The 14,205-nt window shown below is 68.3% G+C and carries 12 protein-coding genes and 1 pseudogene; 7 read left to right on the forward strand and 6 right to left on the reverse strand.

What is annotated here, in order from left to right; genetic code table 11:
* Both JHC99_RS12415 and JHC99_RS12420 read right to left on the reverse strand, forming a co-directional pair.
* Positions 1 to 241 (reverse strand): annotated as a pseudogene (locus JHC99_RS12415) (hypothetical protein); the annotation flags it as partial.
* 11 nt (positions 242 to 252) lie between these two features.
* Positions 253 to 1,758 (reverse strand): tetratricopeptide repeat protein, encoded by a 1,506-nt coding sequence (locus JHC99_RS12420; protein WP_292154665.1) that lies wholly within the window; start codon positions 1,756 to 1,758, stop codon positions 253 to 255.
* Positions 1,759 to 2,002: 244 nt separating this feature from the next.
* On the opposite strand from JHC99_RS12420, the gene JHC99_RS12425 reads away from it, so the two are divergent.
* From JHC99_RS12425 to JHC99_RS12435, 3 genes are all read left to right on the forward strand, one after another.
* The gene (locus JHC99_RS12425) at positions 2,003 to 2,500 is read left to right on the forward strand and encodes a GAF domain-containing protein (protein WP_292154667.1); all 498 of its coding nucleotides are present in this window, start codon (positions 2,003 to 2,005) and stop codon (positions 2,498 to 2,500) included.
* A gap of 8 nt (positions 2,501 to 2,508) precedes the next feature.
* Positions 2,509 to 4,569, forward strand: a complete 2,061-nt coding sequence (locus JHC99_RS12430) for a capsular polysaccharide biosynthesis protein (protein ID WP_292154668.1) — start codon at positions 2,509 to 2,511, stop codon at positions 4,567 to 4,569.
* A 102-nt stretch (positions 4,570 to 4,671) separates the two neighbouring features.
* The gene (locus tag JHC99_RS12435; protein ID WP_292154670.1) at positions 4,672 to 5,793 is read left to right on the forward strand and encodes a beta-ketoacyl-ACP synthase III; all 1,122 of its coding nucleotides are present in this window, start codon (positions 4,672 to 4,674) and stop codon (positions 5,791 to 5,793) included.
* 2 nt (positions 5,794 to 5,795) lie between these two features.
* Here JHC99_RS12435 and JHC99_RS12440 read toward each other — a convergent pair whose 3' ends face one another.
* Positions 5,796 to 7,325, reverse strand: a complete 1,530-nt coding sequence (locus JHC99_RS12440; protein WP_292154672.1) for a carboxylesterase family protein — start codon at positions 7,323 to 7,325, stop codon at positions 5,796 to 5,798.
* Between the two features lie 119 nt (positions 7,326 to 7,444).
* Between JHC99_RS12440 and JHC99_RS12445 the strand changes: the two genes are divergently transcribed.
* Together JHC99_RS12445 and JHC99_RS12450 are read left to right on the forward strand one after the other, a co-directional pair.
* Entirely contained in the window at positions 7,445 to 8,965 is a 1,521-nt protein-coding gene (locus tag JHC99_RS12445) for an HWE histidine kinase domain-containing protein (protein WP_292154674.1), read from the forward strand.
* Complete coding sequence (locus JHC99_RS12450) at positions 8,962 to 9,345, forward strand: response regulator (RefSeq protein ID WP_292154675.1); 384 nt, start codon at positions 8,962 to 8,964, stop codon at positions 9,343 to 9,345. The genes JHC99_RS12445 and JHC99_RS12450 overlap by 4 nt, the downstream gene beginning before the upstream one ends.
* On the opposite strand, the gene JHC99_RS12455 is transcribed toward JHC99_RS12450, so the two are convergent.
* Both JHC99_RS12455 and fni read right to left on the reverse strand, forming a co-directional pair.
* Positions 9,342 to 10,940, reverse strand: coding sequence for an NAD(P)/FAD-dependent oxidoreductase (locus JHC99_RS12455; RefSeq protein ID WP_292154677.1), 1,599 nt, complete (start codon positions 10,938 to 10,940; stop codon positions 9,342 to 9,344). The genes JHC99_RS12450 and JHC99_RS12455 overlap by 4 nt on opposite strands.
* Before the next feature lie 12 nt (positions 10,941 to 10,952).
* Positions 10,953 to 11,984 (reverse strand): type 2 isopentenyl-diphosphate Delta-isomerase, encoded by a 1,032-nt coding sequence (gene fni / locus JHC99_RS12460; protein WP_292154679.1) that lies wholly within the window; start codon positions 11,982 to 11,984, stop codon positions 10,953 to 10,955.
* Between the two features lie 65 nt (positions 11,985 to 12,049).
* On the opposite strand from fni, the gene JHC99_RS12465 reads away from it, so the two are divergent.
* Positions 12,050 to 12,565, forward strand: a complete 516-nt coding sequence (locus tag JHC99_RS12465) for a sterol desaturase family protein (protein WP_292154681.1) — start codon at positions 12,050 to 12,052, stop codon at positions 12,563 to 12,565.
* Positions 12,562 to 13,272: a fatty acid desaturase gene (locus JHC99_RS12470; RefSeq protein WP_292154683.1), complete on the forward strand. Its 711-nt coding sequence runs from the start codon at positions 12,562 to 12,564 to the stop codon at positions 13,270 to 13,272. Before JHC99_RS12465 ends, JHC99_RS12470 begins: the two co-directional genes overlap by 4 nt.
* Positions 13,273 to 13,276: 4 nt before the next feature.
* Here the strand turns inward: JHC99_RS12470 and JHC99_RS12475 are convergent.
* Positions 13,277 to 14,205, reverse strand: a 929-nt coding sequence (locus tag JHC99_RS12475; protein ID WP_292154685.1) for a phytoene/squalene synthase family protein, incomplete at its 5' end; no start/stop codon positions are given.

Below are 14,205 nucleotides of genomic sequence, written 5' to 3' on the forward strand. Positions count from 1 at the left end.
GGGCATAATAGTCAGGGCGGTGGTCGCGATAGTTGAACCGCCGGTGCTCGCGGCGTGGCCGGCTGTTGGTCTGGGGGCTGAGCAGCAGGCCGAAGTTCGGTCGGGTCTGGCTTTCGACACGGGCCGCGACCTGGGCCTGGGCCGGCGTCGGACCGGCCAGGGCCAGAAACACGGCAGCGGCGACGGCGGCACCGGCCAGCAGTCCGGTCGAAATGGCGAGGGCGGTCGATGACGTCTTCATGGCTCGCCCTCCTAGCGGCGCTGTGAACGGGAAACCTGGGCGAGGACCGCCTGCAGGCGCGAGGCCGAGGGGCCGAAGCCCTCGAAGGCCGAATCGATGCGGTAGGCCACGGCCTGGGCCTTGTCCTGGTCCGACACCCCGGCGACGCCGAGGGCGAAGAAGGTCGACATGGCGAACTTGGCCTCGCCGTTCCCCTGTCTGTCGGCCATCGAATACCAGTGGAAGGCGCGGGCGTAGTCGGCGGGCACCCCGATGCCTTCGGAATACATCACCGCCAGCACCATCTGGGCGTCGGACGATCCGTTGGTCGCGGCCAACTGGATGGCGCGGACCTTTTCCAGCGGCGACAGGAAGCCGTCCATCGGATGGCCCAGCATGGCCTCCAGCGTCTCGACCTGGCGTTTCGACAGGCCGTTCGGCTCGCGCGTCACGTCCTCGGTGACGCCGAGGAATTTCAGCGCACGTCCGACGTGAACGAAGGGCATCTCGGTCTGCATCCGCGACAGGGCGTATTCATAGGCGTCGCCGCGCGGCCGGCTCTCGTCCGAGAAGGGCACGCCCGACGGCGGTGCTTCATTGGGATAGAACTCGAACGGCGGCACCCACTGGCGCGCCTTGGCCTCGACGAACGAGCCGGACCGGGCCCGCGCCGGCGACGACCGTTCGAAATCCTTGAGCAGCACATAGGCCCCGACGTCGCCGGTCTGCACCGCGAGGTAGTTGTACAGGTAGGCGTCGACGTCGTTGCGCTGGAACAGGTTGACCGCCGCATTGCGCGACGCCGCCCAGCGCTCCTCGCGATTGGCCCCGTTCTTGCGGCCATAGGCCTCGCGGCCCTGCGGGTTGTCCTCGGGCTCGCCGAAGGGACCGAACAGGCCGTCGTGCAGCCGCGCCAGGGTGCGGAACCCCTTCGCGTCCTGGGTCGACAGGACATAGATCATCCGGTCGCGGACCTGTTCCTGCTCGTCGCGCGACATTCGGGAAAGCTGTTCGTCCAGCTTCTGATAGGCGTTATGGCGCTCCCAGGCACGGCAGTCGTCGTAGCGCGAAAGGGCCCTCAGGCCCCCGCCGAACAGGCCGCCGCGCTCGACGCGGTTGATCGGGGCGTAGCCCTCCTCGTTGGCCAGAGCGAGGCCGGTCCAGACCGCGCTCTCGATCGGATCCTCGATGTTCTTGTCGGTGGCGCGGACGGCAGCATAGCGCGTCCCGAGCTCCAGCTGGGCGAAGAAGTCGCCACGGAAGGCGGCGCGGCGGAGCGCCCTCAGTCCCTGTTCCTGGGCATTGAACTCGGACCCGGTCAGGGAGGCGGGGCGCGGACAGGCGTTGACGGCAGCCGCCCCGTCCTTGCGCCACAGCGAAGGGCCGCCTTCGCCACAGCTGGCCAGGCCGGTCAGGGCGACGGCGGATGCGACCAGGGCCACGACGACGGCTGCGGGCCGGCGTGCGACACCACGCGCGTGATCGCCTCGATCCTCCCGATCACCCATCACGAACCCCTCGAACCCCGTACTGGACATCCGGCGATCCCGGGTATCGCATTAACCATTTCGCAATACGGCGTTCGGGTCCAGTGACTTCGCCTTCTGGTTAACGTTGTTTTGCGACAAAGCGTTGCCGCAAAGGCGCGACTTTACCGCACAGCTTGATATCGCGGGCGAAATCAGGGTTTGAGCTACTCGCTCGACAGGAGAATCCGGCGGATCTCGCCCTGCGCCCCACGACCCCCTATATGCGCCGATCGCCCAGAGAATCGCCCGCGCCATGTCCTATGTTCCCCGCACCGATCGCCCCGCCGACAAGGCCGCCTGTTATGCCGAGGTCGAGGGTGAAATCCTGGCCGTCCTTGAGGGCGAGCCGAACCGGATCGCACGGATGGCCACGGTCGCATCCATGCTGGCCGACGCCTTCGACAGCTATTTCTGGACCGGCTTCTATGTCGTGGATCCGGACAGGGTGGGGGAGCTGGTCGTCGGCCCCTATCAGGGCACGCTGGGTTGCCTGCGTATCCCGTTCGGCCGCGGCGTCTGCGGCGCGGCGGCGGACACCGGCCAGACCCAGGTGGTCGAGGACGTCCACGCCTTCCCCGGCCACATCGCCTGCGACAGCCGCTCGGCGTCGGAGATCGTGGTGCCGGTGTTCGGGCCTGACGGGGGGCTGATCGCGGTGTTCGACGTGGATTCCACGGAGAAGGCGGCGTTCGACGCGGTGGATCAGGGGGCGCTGCAACGGCTGCTTTCCAAGGTCTTCGGCGCCGCCTAGACAGGGGCGTGACTCCCGCTCCGACGCCACCGTCCAAAATCCCCGCCTGGGTCTGCGCGCCCGGCGTGCTGAAGGTTCCGTTCCTGGCCGAGTTCCTGCCGGGGTACGACCTGCGCGCGCTGCCGGGCCCGGAGGTCAAGGCGGTGATCGGCTGGGGGATGAAACCCACGGCCGCGGCGGGTCGGACGTATGCGGCGAAGCGCGGCCTGTCCTATGTCGCGCTGGAGGACGGATTTCTGCGCTCCGTCGGCCTCGGCGAAGCGGGTGCGACCTCGCTGAGCGTCATCGCGGATGATCTCGGCGTCTATTACGACGCGCACCGCCCCTCGCGGATGGAAGACCTGATCCGCACCGCGCCCGACTGGTGCGACGCGGCGATGACCGCCCGCGCCCGCGCCCTGATCGACCGTATCGTTGCCTCGGGCGTGTCCAAGACGAACATGGGCGTGCCGCTCGATCCCTCGATCCTGAAGCCCGGGCGGCGGGTCCTGGTGGTGGACCAGACGTTGGGCGACGCCTCGATCGCCTACGGCCTGGCCTCGCCTGCAGCCTTCGCCGAGATGATTGCGGCGGCCCGGCGAGACGAGCCCGACGCCCAGCTGATCGTGAAGCGCCACCCGGCCGTCGCGGCGGGTCGCAAGCAGGGCTGTATCGTCGCGAGCGACCTGATCGGCGTCACCGTGATCGACACAGACGTAAGGGCGGCCGATCTGCTGGCGGTCGTCGACGCGGTCTATGTCGTGACGTCGGCGCTGGGGTTCGAGGCCCTGTTGCGCGGCCTTCCGGTCCGGTGTTTTGGCGCGCCCTTTTATTCGGGGTGGGGCCCGACCACCGATGCGATCGAGACCGGCCGCCGGGGCGGACCCCGCTCGGTCGAACAGATCGCCGCCGCCGCCCTGATCGTCGGAGCCCGCTACGTCGATCCGGTCACCGGCCGGCGGTGCGAGGCCGAGGCGGCGCTTGGGCGGCTGATCGCCCTGCGGAATCGCGCCGACCGGCTGTCGGGCGTCTGGGCCGCCGCCGGGTTCGCACCGGCCAAGCGTCCGCCGATCCGCCGCCTGCTGAACTCGCCCAAGGGCTCTGTCCGCTATCACTGGTTCGCCCGCAACGCCGCGAAACAGGCGGAAGTCGAGAACGGCCGCCTGATCTGGTGGGCGGGCAAGGAGAGCGATCCGATCCGCGCCGCCGCTGCCGCGACGATTGCGCCTACGGTGCGGATGGAGGACGGCTTCATCCGGTCGCGCGGCCTGGGGTCGGACTTCCACGGGGCCCTGTCCGTCGCCCTGGATGATCAGGGGGTCTACTACGACGCCACCCGGCCCAATCGGCTGGAGAGCCTGATCCAGGCCGGTGGGCTGGACGACGCGTCCCTCGCACGCTCCGCGCGCCTGCGCGCCCGCATCGTCGAGGCGGGGCTGTCCAAATACAATATCCGGGGAGAGGCCCCGGTCGGCTGGCCTTCCGATCGGGAGCGCGTTCTCGTGGTCGGCCAGGTCGAGAACGACAAGTCGATCGCGTTGGGCTGCACCGACATCCGCACCAACTCCGGCCTGGTCGAGGCGGCGCGGCGGGACTTCCCGGACGCCTTCCTCATCTATCGCAACCACCCGGACGTCATGGCGGGAAACCGGCCGGGCCTTCTGGATGCCCATGCTCTGGACGCCGTCGATGCGGTGGCCGACGACCTCGACATCATCGACTGTCTGAACGCCTGCGACCGGCTGGTGACGCTGACGTCCCTGTCGGGGTTCGAGGCCCTGATGCGGGGCAAGGCGGTGACCACCTATGGCCGGCCCTTCTATGCCGGCTGGGGCCTGACCGACGACCGGACCGGCCCGTTCCCGAGACGCACGACCCGGGCCACCCTCGACGCCCTGATCCACGCCGCCCTGATCGACTATCCGATCTACGTCAGCCCCACCGGCTGGCCCTGCGAGGCTGAGGATCTGGTCGACGCCCTGATCGCCGCGAGGGACCATCCTGTCCCGCCGGGCCCGCGCGGCGTCATCCCGCGCTGGTGGCGAGGCATCATGGCGTCTCTCGACGGTAAGCCGCCACCGTCCTATTGAAGCCTTAGAAACGAAACCGGCGTGACCTCACGCCTCAAGAACGACCGTGACCGCGTCCCTCAAGCAGCGAGACGCCGCGCGTCGAGCGGTAGGGACCACGAAGTGATCAAGTCAGTCATCGCCGCCACCGGCCTGTTCACGCCGGAACAGTCAATCTCCAATGAGGAACTGGTCGAGGCCTACAACGCCTGGGCCGAGCAGTGGAACATCGACCACGCACTGCAGATTCAGGAAGGTGACGTCGCTGCCCTGACCCCGTCTTCTGTCGCCTTCATCGAAAAGGCCTCGGGCATCAAGTCGCGCTACGTGCTCGACAAGGCCGGCATCGTCGATCCCAAACGGATGGCACCGAACATCCCCGAACGCGGCAACGACGATTTGTCGATCATGGCCGAGATGGCCGTCGCCGCCGCACGGCAAGCCATCGCCGCCTGGGGCAAGCCGGTCAGCGAGATCGGCGCGGTCCTGTGCGCCGCCTCCAACATGCCCCGTCCCTATCCGGCCCTGGCCGTCGAGGTGCAACAGGCCCTGGGCATCGAAGGCTTCGGCTTCGACATGAACGTCGCCTGTTCCTCGGCGACCTTCGGCATCAAGACCGCCGCCGACTTCATCGGCTCGGGCTCGGTCAAGGCCGTGTTGATGGTCAACCCCGAGGTCTGTTCGGCCCACCTGAACTTCAAGGACCGCGACAGCCACTTCATCTTCGGCGACGTCGCCACTGCGGTGATCGTGGAAGCCGCCGATCAGGCAGGACCCGGGGGCTGGGACATCCTGGGCACAAAGCTGAAGACCGTCTTCTCCAACAATATCCGCAACAATTTCGGCTTCCTGAACAACGCCGCCCCCGAAGGCATCGGCGCGCCCGACAAGCTGTTCATCCAGCAGGGACGCAAGGTGTTCAAGGATGTGGTACCGCTCGTGTCGGACATGATCGTCGAGCACGCCGGTGAACTGGGCCTCGACCCCACCGCGTTGAAGCGGCTGTGGCTGCACCAGGCCAACATCAATATGAACGACTTCATCGGTCGGAAGGTGCTGGGTCGCGATCCGACGCCGGAAGAGAACGTCATAATCCTGGACGAGTACGCCAACACCTCATCCGCCGGATCGATCATCGCCTTCCACCTGCGCCACGACGGGTTCGAGCCCGGCGACACCGGCCTGATCTGCTCGTTCGGCGCGGGCTATTCCGCAGGTACGGTGTTCGTCCGGAAGCGCGCCTGACGTCACCTCTGCCTGCCCGGATAGAGCGCTTCGATCAGATCGAGGCGGTCTGCGAAGGGGACGGGTTTGACCACGGGGCCGTCGTTGGTGAACTCTAGGAGCTGGTCGGGTGAGGAGCCAAGGTCGGGCCAGCGGACGGGCGCGCTTGCGCCATTTGGATCGCCGGCCTTGGCGAAGTCGGTCCAGTAGCCGGCCATAGTGTCGGCGGCGCGCTGGTCTCGGGCGTCGGTGGGCCAGGGCGAGGCGGTCAGGGTGTCGAACACATACTGACGTTCCGAGGCGTGGGGCGCGCCGCCATGAGGCGTGGTCATGCCATCCGAGACGACATCGAACCGATAGAGCCAGGTCGGGTGGCCCTGGCCGGCGTGCAGACGGGCCAGGTGCCGCGCCGGCTCATTGAACACCAGATCGCTGACGATGTGGTCGTCATAGGCGGCCTGATTACCATAGGCGGCGAGCAGCGCCGCCTTCCGGTCGGGCGTCTGGGCGTCGAGACGGTCGCGGTAAGGCGGCACATAGGACGGGTTCGCGCGCCAGAACTCCGCCGAATTGGTCCCGATGATCAGGGGCACGGGCGCCTGGGAGCCGTTGGCGAAGGCGGTTTCTACATCGGTGGTGAGGATGACACCGTCGGTGAGGATCAGGTCACCGTCATAGAAACTGGGCGCCGGCGTCAGCAGGCGTTCTGCGGGGGCGGCGCGAAGGGCCTCGGCCGTGGGTGTGATCCCGGCGTCATAGGCCCAGGCCGCGCCACGCGCGCGGGTCGGACGCAGGGTCCCGCCCGGCACCTCGATCAGGGGCGCACCCTGCTGTCGGCCCAGGCCCGATTCGACCACCGCGCGCGCGAACAGACCCCGCGCGCGCTCTGCGATCATTAACTGGGTCACCGCGACGCCGCCCGCCGACTCGCCGAAGAGCGTGACCTGGCTCGGATCGCCGCCGAATGACGCGATGTTGTCGCGCACCCATTCCAGGGCCGCGATCATGTCCATGACGCCGTAGTTGCCCGCGGGCTCGCCCGCCTCGCGCTCGGCCGCCAGGGCCGGATGGTCGAAGAAGCCGAGCCGGCCGAGGCGATAGTTCAGGGTGACGACGACCACGCCACGCTTCGCGAGGTTCGACCCGTCATAGAGCGCCGCCGTGCCCGAGCCGTTGATGTAACCGCCGCCGTGGATCCAGACCATGACGGGCAGGGGCGCGCTGCGACCCTGGGGGGCCCAGACATTCAGGGTCAGGCAGTCTTCGCTCATCGGTAGGGGGCCGACGCCGTTGTCACCGTTGGCGGGCGGCTGGATGCAGATGGCGCCGACCGAGCCCGCGTCGCGCGGTCCGGACCATGGCTCGGGTGCCTGGGGCGGACGCCAGCGCAAGGGGCCGACAGGCGGCACGGCATATCGAATGCCCCTGAAGCTCTCGACACCCCCGGCTTCACGCCCGACCAGAACGCCCTGTCGGGTCTGGGCCGTCGGACCGGAGGAGGCAGGCTGGGTCGTCATCAGGAGCGCGGCACCGAGAAGGGAAGCGATGATCATGATTTGTCTCTAGACGCTGTGGTCCACTTCGCCCAAATCCAGCCTGTGTACGATCGACGACAATCCATTGAACCATTCACCGGCTTGAGCGTTAGTCGGCGCGTTCGGCGGGGATTGCGTTGAAAGAACTGGTCAAATCGAGCGATCTCGCGATCGATCTGGCGACGGCGTTCGATGCGTCGCCGAATCCCTATGTGCTGCTCTACCCGGACCTGCGCATCGCTGGGATGAACCAGGCCTATCTGGACGTCACCCACAGCCGGCGCGAGGAAATCCTCGGCCAGCCGATCTTCGGTGCCTTCGATTCGGGGTCGGGGGACGACGCCCCGGAGAACGTCCGCCAGGTTCGGCGCTCGATGCAGAAGGCGCTTTCGACAGGAAAGCCCGACCATCTGGCCGTCGTGAAGTTTTCGATCCCGCGCGACCTGCCGGAGGGCGGCCGCGTCTTCGAGGACCGGTTCTGGAGTGCGACCCATACGCCGGTCCTGAACAGGGACGGCGAGATCGTCATGCTTTTGCAGCACACGACCGACATCACCGAGCTGGAACGGCTGCGCCAGATGTCGGCTGCCGGCAGCGATGGAGCCGTCAGCGCCCTGGACGCGATGGTTGGCGGAGGCCTTCTGGCGCGCGCCCAGCACGTTCAGGAGGACAACCGTCGTCTCTCGACCGAGCGCAACCGGCTGACCGAGATGTTCATGCAGGCGCCGGGGTTCATCGCCGTGCTGTCGGGACCCGATCACCGGTACGAACTGTTCAACGAGGCCTATCGCCACCTGACGGACCATCGCGAGCTGGCGGGCAAGACTGTGGCCGAGGCTCTGCCCGAGGTGGTCGAGCAGGGCTATATCGACATGCTGGACACGGTGTTCGAGACCGGTGAGCCGGTAGAAGGTCGTGGCAGCCTGTTGCGGCTTCAGGCCGTGCCGGGCGGTCCGTTCGAAGACGCCTATGTCGATTTCATCTACCAGCCGATCCGGGAGGACGGCGGCAAGGTGGTGGGCATATTCGTGCAGGGCCACGACGTCACCGACAACGTCAGGGCTGCCCAGCGCCAGAAGCTGATGATCGACGAGCTGAACCACCGGGTGAAGAACACCCTGGCCACCGTCCAGTCGATCGCCATGCAGACGGCCCGCTCGCATGCCGATCCGCGCGCGTTCGCCGAGTCGTTCCAGGCCCGGCTGTTGTCGCTGTCGCACACCCACGACCTGTTGACCCGCAGTCACTGGGAGGGTGCCGACCTGCGCGACATCCTGCGGCACGAGACCGAGGCGCACGAGACGCACCGGATATCGGCCAACGGACCACCGGTGCCGCTCGGCCCGGCCTTCGCCCTGTCGCTGGGGATGATCTTTCACGAGCTGGCGACCAATGCCGCCAAGTACGGTGCCCTGTCCGCGCCGGGTGGGCGAGTGCTGGTCGACTGGTCGATCGCCGACCAGACCGACCGGCGTCTGGTCGTCGAATGGCGCGAGACGGGCGGTCCCGCCGTTGCGATACCGGAACGGCGCGGCTTCGGAACGCGCATGATCGAGCGCAATGTGCGTCATGATCTGGCGGGCGAGGTGGAACTCCGCTACCTCGACAGCGGCCTCAAAGCCCGCATCACTGTTCCGCTGGATCGAGCCGTCCCATGAACCACCCCCTGAACGGCCGCCGCATCCTGATCGTCGAAGACGAAAGCCTGGTAGCCATGCTGCTGGAGACGATCCTGGAGGACATGGGCTGCACCCCGGTCGGGCCGATCGCGAGCGTCGCCGAGGCCCTGGCCCTGCTGTCGGATCCCGGGCTCGAGGGGATCGATGCGGCCCTGCTGGACGTCAATGTGGCGGGTCACGAGGTATTCCCGGTCGCGGAGGCCCTCGCGACGCGGGGCACGCCCTTCGTGTTCTCGACGGGCTATGGCCAGGGCGGACTCCCCGACCGCTGGCGCGACCACCCGACGATCCAGAAGCCCTTCACCGAGGCGGCGGTGCAGCAGGCCCTGATGAACGCGGTGGGCGTGGCGAACGTCTAGCGACGAACGTCCTTCAGGACGGCACGGGCCGCGTTGTGCCCGGGCGCGCCGGTCACGCCGCCGCCGGGATGGCTGCCTGAGCCGCACAGATACAGGCCGGGAACCGGCATCCGGTGATCGGCGTGGCCCAGCACGGGGCGGGCGCTGAACAGCTGATCCAGGGTCAGCCGACCGTGGAAGATGTCGCCGCCGACCAGGCCGAAGCGGCGCTCCAGATCGCGTGGCCCCAGCGCCAGACGGCCGATCACCGAGGCCTTGAAGCCCGGCGCGGCCTTGTCGACGGTCTCGATCATCAGGTCGGCGACGGTGTCGCGATGGGCGTCGTCCAGATCGGGCGATACGTGCTGGCAGAACAGGCTGGCGACGTGGGCACCGGGTGGGGCGAGGCTGTCGTCCAGGGTCGAGGGGATCAGCATCTCCACGATCGGCTCGGACGACCATCCGTGCAGCCGGGCCTGCGCATGGGCCTGGTCCATATAGGCCAGGCTGGGGGCCAGAATGATGCCCGCCGTCAGATGATCCCCGCCGCCGGGCAGGGCGGTGAAATCGGGCAGTTCGCTGAGCGCGACATTCATGCGGAAGGTACCTGAGCCCGAGGCGTAGCGGCTCATCCTTTCGGTGAAGTCGGCCGGGACGACGGCTGGATCGACCAGTCGGTCGAACAACAGGCGCGGATGCAGGTTCGACACGACCGCCTTCGCCCGGATCACGTCTCCGGCCTCGGTCACCGCGCCGACGGCCTGGCCCTTTTCGGTCAGCACCGAAGCGACGGGGGTGTCCAGACGGATCTCGACACCCTGTTCGGCGCAGGCCGCCGCCATGGCCTGGGTGATCGCGCCCATGCCGCCGATGGCGTGGCCCCAGACCCCCTTTCGACCATTCACCTCACCGAAGACGTGGTGCAGGAGGACGTAGGCGGACCCCGGCGTATAGGGGCTGGCATAGTTGCCGACGACGCTATCGAAGCCGAACAGGGCCTTGATCGGGTCGCTCTCGAACCAGCCGTCCAGCCAGTCGCCGGCCGACTTGGCGAACAGGTCCAGCACGTCACGCCGCGCCGTCAGGTCCAGCCCGCCCAGTCGCCGGGCCACGGACGCCGACTTCAGCATCTCGGGGATCGCCGCCAGCCAGCCGCCCATGCCCTGAGACTCGGGGGGAAGGTTCGGCGGGATCTCGAGCACCAGGGCGCGGAGCACGGCCGCCACGGCCTCCAGCCGCGCCTCGTACCCGGGCAGCCGCTCGGCGTCGCGGGTCGAGAATTTCGCCACCTCGCCGGCCGTCCGGCCCTCTCCTGCCGCCAGATAGCGGCCGTCCGGCAGGGGCAGGAAGTTCGACATCCGCCGCTCCACCACTCTCAGGCCGTGCCGCGCCAGTTCCAGGTCGGCGATGATCCTGGGGTTAAGCAGGCTGACGGTGTAGCTGGCGGTGGAGTTGCGAAAGCCAGGGTGGAATTCCTCCGTCACCGCCGCCCCGCCGACGACGCCGCGCCGCTCCAGCACCGTGACCTTCAGCCCCGCCCGCGCCAGATAGAAGGCGCAAACCAGGCCGTTGTGACCGCCGCCCAGGATGACGATGTCGGTATCGGTTCGCGCCATTCGGTCCTCGGTTCAGGACTGCGGCTGCAGGGGTGCGGCCCTCAGGGCGGCGAGCCCGGCCGAGCCGGTACAGAAGCACGCCGTGCGCAACTGCCGGATCACGACCTCAAAATGTTCGACCACGGCTTCGGTCGAAATCGTCGCGGCGTCGAGGACGCCTGCCGCCTGGCCCACGATGTCAGCGCCCAGGCGGATCGCCTTGGCGGCGTCGAGGCCGTTGCGGACGCCGCCGGAGCCGATGATGACGGTTTCGGGACAGGCGGCGCGGACCTCGGCGATGGCGCGGACAGTCGAGATGCCCCAGTCGGCGAAGGCGAGGGCGTGGGCCTTGTCGGACGGGGCGGTCGCTCGTTCGCCCTCGATCAGGCCCCAGTTGGCGCCGCCGGCTCCCGCGACGTCGAGGGCGGCGACGCCCATGTCGACCAGGCGTCGGGCGGTCGGGGTCGAGATGCCTGCACCGGTCTCCTTGACCACGACAGGCGTGTCCAGACCGGCGATCAGGGCCGCGAGCGCCGCGCCGACGTCGCGCCAGTCGCGGTCGCCCTCGGGCTGACAGGCCTCCTGGAGCGGGTTCAGGTGGACGATCAGGGCGTCGGCACCGATCATCTCGATCGCGCGGCGAGCCTCGTCGAGGCCGAACCCACGCGTCAGCTGGGCCGCGCCGATATTGGCAAGCAGGGGGACGTCGGGAGCCCGACGGCGCAGGGATTGGTCCAGGCCGGCGACCCCGCCGTTCTCGAGCGCGCTGCGCTGGGAGCCGACGGCCAGCGCGATGCCCAGGGCCTGGGCCGCTTCGGCCAGGCGGGCGTTGATCGCCTCGGCGCGGGAGGGGCCGCCCGTCATGGAACTGATAAGCAGGGGTGCCTTCAGCCGACGGCCCAGAAAGTCGGCACCCAGGTCGATCGCGGCGTGGTCCAGATCCGGCAGGGCCTCGTGGACGAAACGGACGGCGTCGAAGCCGGCGTCGTTCGCATGACGACCCCGTCCGGACAGGACGACGTCGAGATGCTGGTCCTTGCGGTGGGTGGTGGCGTCGTCGCTCATCAGATGACTCTAGCGACCTGTGGTCACGGTTGGAACGGGGCGCGACGGCGCGTAGTGTCGCGAGCATGATCGCCCTCTGGTTCGCCCTGATCGTCGTGGCCGTCTTCTTCTTCATGGAGGGGGCGGCGTGGTGGACGCATCGCTATGTCATGCACGGCTGGGGCTGGGGTTGGCACCGCGACCACCACGAACCCCATGACAAGGCCTGGGAGAAGAACGACCTCTATGCCATCGTCGGCTGCGTCCTCGGGATGGGACTGTTCTTCGTGGCCATGTTCACCGGGTCGTGGCCGGTGCGGGCGGTGGCGACGGGGGTGACGCTGTATGGAGCCGTCTATCTGTTCGTGCACGACGGGCTCGTGCATCAGCGGTGGCCGTTTCACTGGATGCCGGCGAACGGCTATGCGCGGCGGCTGGTGCAGGCGCACAAGCTGCATCACGCGGTCCAGACGCGCGAGGGGGCGGTGTCGTTCGGTTTCGTGTTCGCACCCGACCCGCAACGACTGAGCGCCATCCTGAAGGCGCGGCGGGCCGAACGAGCGAACGCTTCGGCCATGGTCTCGGACGTCGAAACGACGTGAGCGCGGCGCGCCAGACGGCGATCGGGCTGGGGCTCGCCGCGCTGATCGTCGGCGGATGGCTAGGGCTGCATGTCTGGGGTGCGTTCTTTCATCGTTTCGAGGGTTGGGGTCTGGCCACCACACCCGTGCTGATCGCGGTGCAGAGCTGGCTGGGGGCCGGGATGTTCATCGTGGCGCACGACGCCATGCACGGCTCGCTCGCGCCGGGGCGGCCACGGGTGAACGCGGTGGTGGGACAGGCCTGCGTAGGAGCCTATGCGGCCTTCTCGTTCCGCAAGCTCAACGTCTGTCATCACCAGCACCACCGGACGCCGGGGGTGGAGGGCGATCCCGACTTTCATGCGGCCGAGCCGACGCGGTTCGGGCCGTGGTTCGTGGGGTTCTTCCTGCGCTATTTCGGATTGCGAGAGTTCGCAATCGTGACGGCTGTGCTGCTGGCCTATCTGTGGCTGGGGGCCAGGCCGGTGAACCTGATCCTGTTCTGGGCGCTTCCGGCGATCCTCAGCGCGCTACAGCTGTTCGTGTTCGGCACATGGATCCCGCATCGACATCAGCGTGACGGCGGCTTTCCGGACCACCACAATGCGCGGACCCTGCCCATGCCATGGATCCTGTCGCTGCTGACCTGTTTCCATTTCGGGCGGCACCATGAGCACCACCTGTCGCCGGGGACGCCGTGGTGGCGTTTGCCCCAGGTGAAGGTCTGACGGCTCAGACGCGGGTCCAGAGATCAGGCCGGGCCGGAGCGGGATGGCCGCGGTCCAGCATCTGGGTCCAGATCGCGATCAGGGCGCCGCGGCCGAACAGCCACAGCTTCATCGCCTTGCCGACCGAAACGCGTTTGTCCCAGGCGTCGGGGCCGCGACGGACGACCTTGCGGCCGATCTCGCGATAGACGCCGCGCGCCGCCGCGATTGCCATCGATGACCGGAACGGCAGGCCGCGCAGGCCGTCGCGGGCGCTGTCGTAATAGGGTTCGGCAACAGCCAGCAGGCGCCGGGTGACGGCGTGGACGGCGGCGCGGTTGGCGGGGTCGGCGACGGCGGCGGCGGTCGGTTCGAGCCCGACCTCGACCAGCCAGTCTGCGGGCAGATAGACCCGGCCGTCCTGGGCGTCCTCGATCACGTCGCGCGAGATATTGGTCAGTTGGAAGGCCAGGCCAAGATCCTGGGCCCGGCGCAGCACGGCCGCGTCAGTGACGTGCATCACCCGCGCCATCATGACCCCGACCACGCCCGCGACGTGCCAGCAATAGGTCAGGACGTCGTCGATGGTCCGGTACTCGCGATGCTCGACGTCCATGGCGAAACCATCGAGCAGGTCCAGTGGCCAGCGTTCGGGCAGGCGGTGACGCTGGGCGACGCGCTGGAAGGCGGCGAAGGTCTGGTCGTCCATCGCCTCTCCGGCCAGGGCGCGGCGGGTCTGGTCATAGAGGCGGGCCAGGCGGCGCTGCTGTTCCTCGGGCGACAGGTTTTCGTGGCCGAAACCGTGGTCCTGGCCGTCGATTTCGTCGTCGCAGCGGCGGCACCAGGCATACAGCAGCCAGGCGTCCTCGCGCACCTCGGCGTCGAACAGGCGAGAGGCCGAGCGGAAGCTCTTGGACCCCTTGACGATCGAGGCCTTGGAGGCGGCGAGGACGG

This window comes from Brevundimonas sp. (assembly GCF_016463485.1).
GTDB lineage: Bacteria > Pseudomonadota > Alphaproteobacteria > Caulobacterales > Caulobacteraceae > Brevundimonas.

Coding starts and splice junctions, on each gene's coding strand:
- JHC99_RS12420 (WP_292154665.1), bottom strand. CDS start 1,758: ATGTCCAGTACGGGGTTCGAGGGGTTCGTGATGGGTGATCGGGAGGAT.
- JHC99_RS12455 (WP_292154677.1), bottom strand. CDS start 10,940: ATGGCGCGAACCGATACCGACATCGTCATCCTGGGCGGCGGTCACAAC.
- fni (WP_292154679.1), bottom strand. CDS start 11,984: ATGAGCGACGACGCCACCACCCACCGCAAGGACCAGCATCTCGACGTC.
- JHC99_RS12425 (WP_292154667.1), top strand. CDS start 2,003: ATGTCCTATGTTCCCCGCACCGATCGCCCCGCCGACAAGGCCGCCTGT.
- JHC99_RS12465 (WP_292154681.1), top strand. CDS start 12,050: ATGATCGCCCTCTGGTTCGCCCTGATCGTCGTGGCCGTCTTCTTCTTC.
- JHC99_RS12450 (WP_292154675.1), top strand. CDS start 8,962: ATGAACCACCCCCTGAACGGCCGCCGCATCCTGATCGTCGAAGACGAA.
- JHC99_RS12440 (WP_292154672.1), bottom strand. CDS start 7,325: ATGATCATCGCTTCCCTTCTCGGTGCCGCGCTCCTGATGACGACCCAG.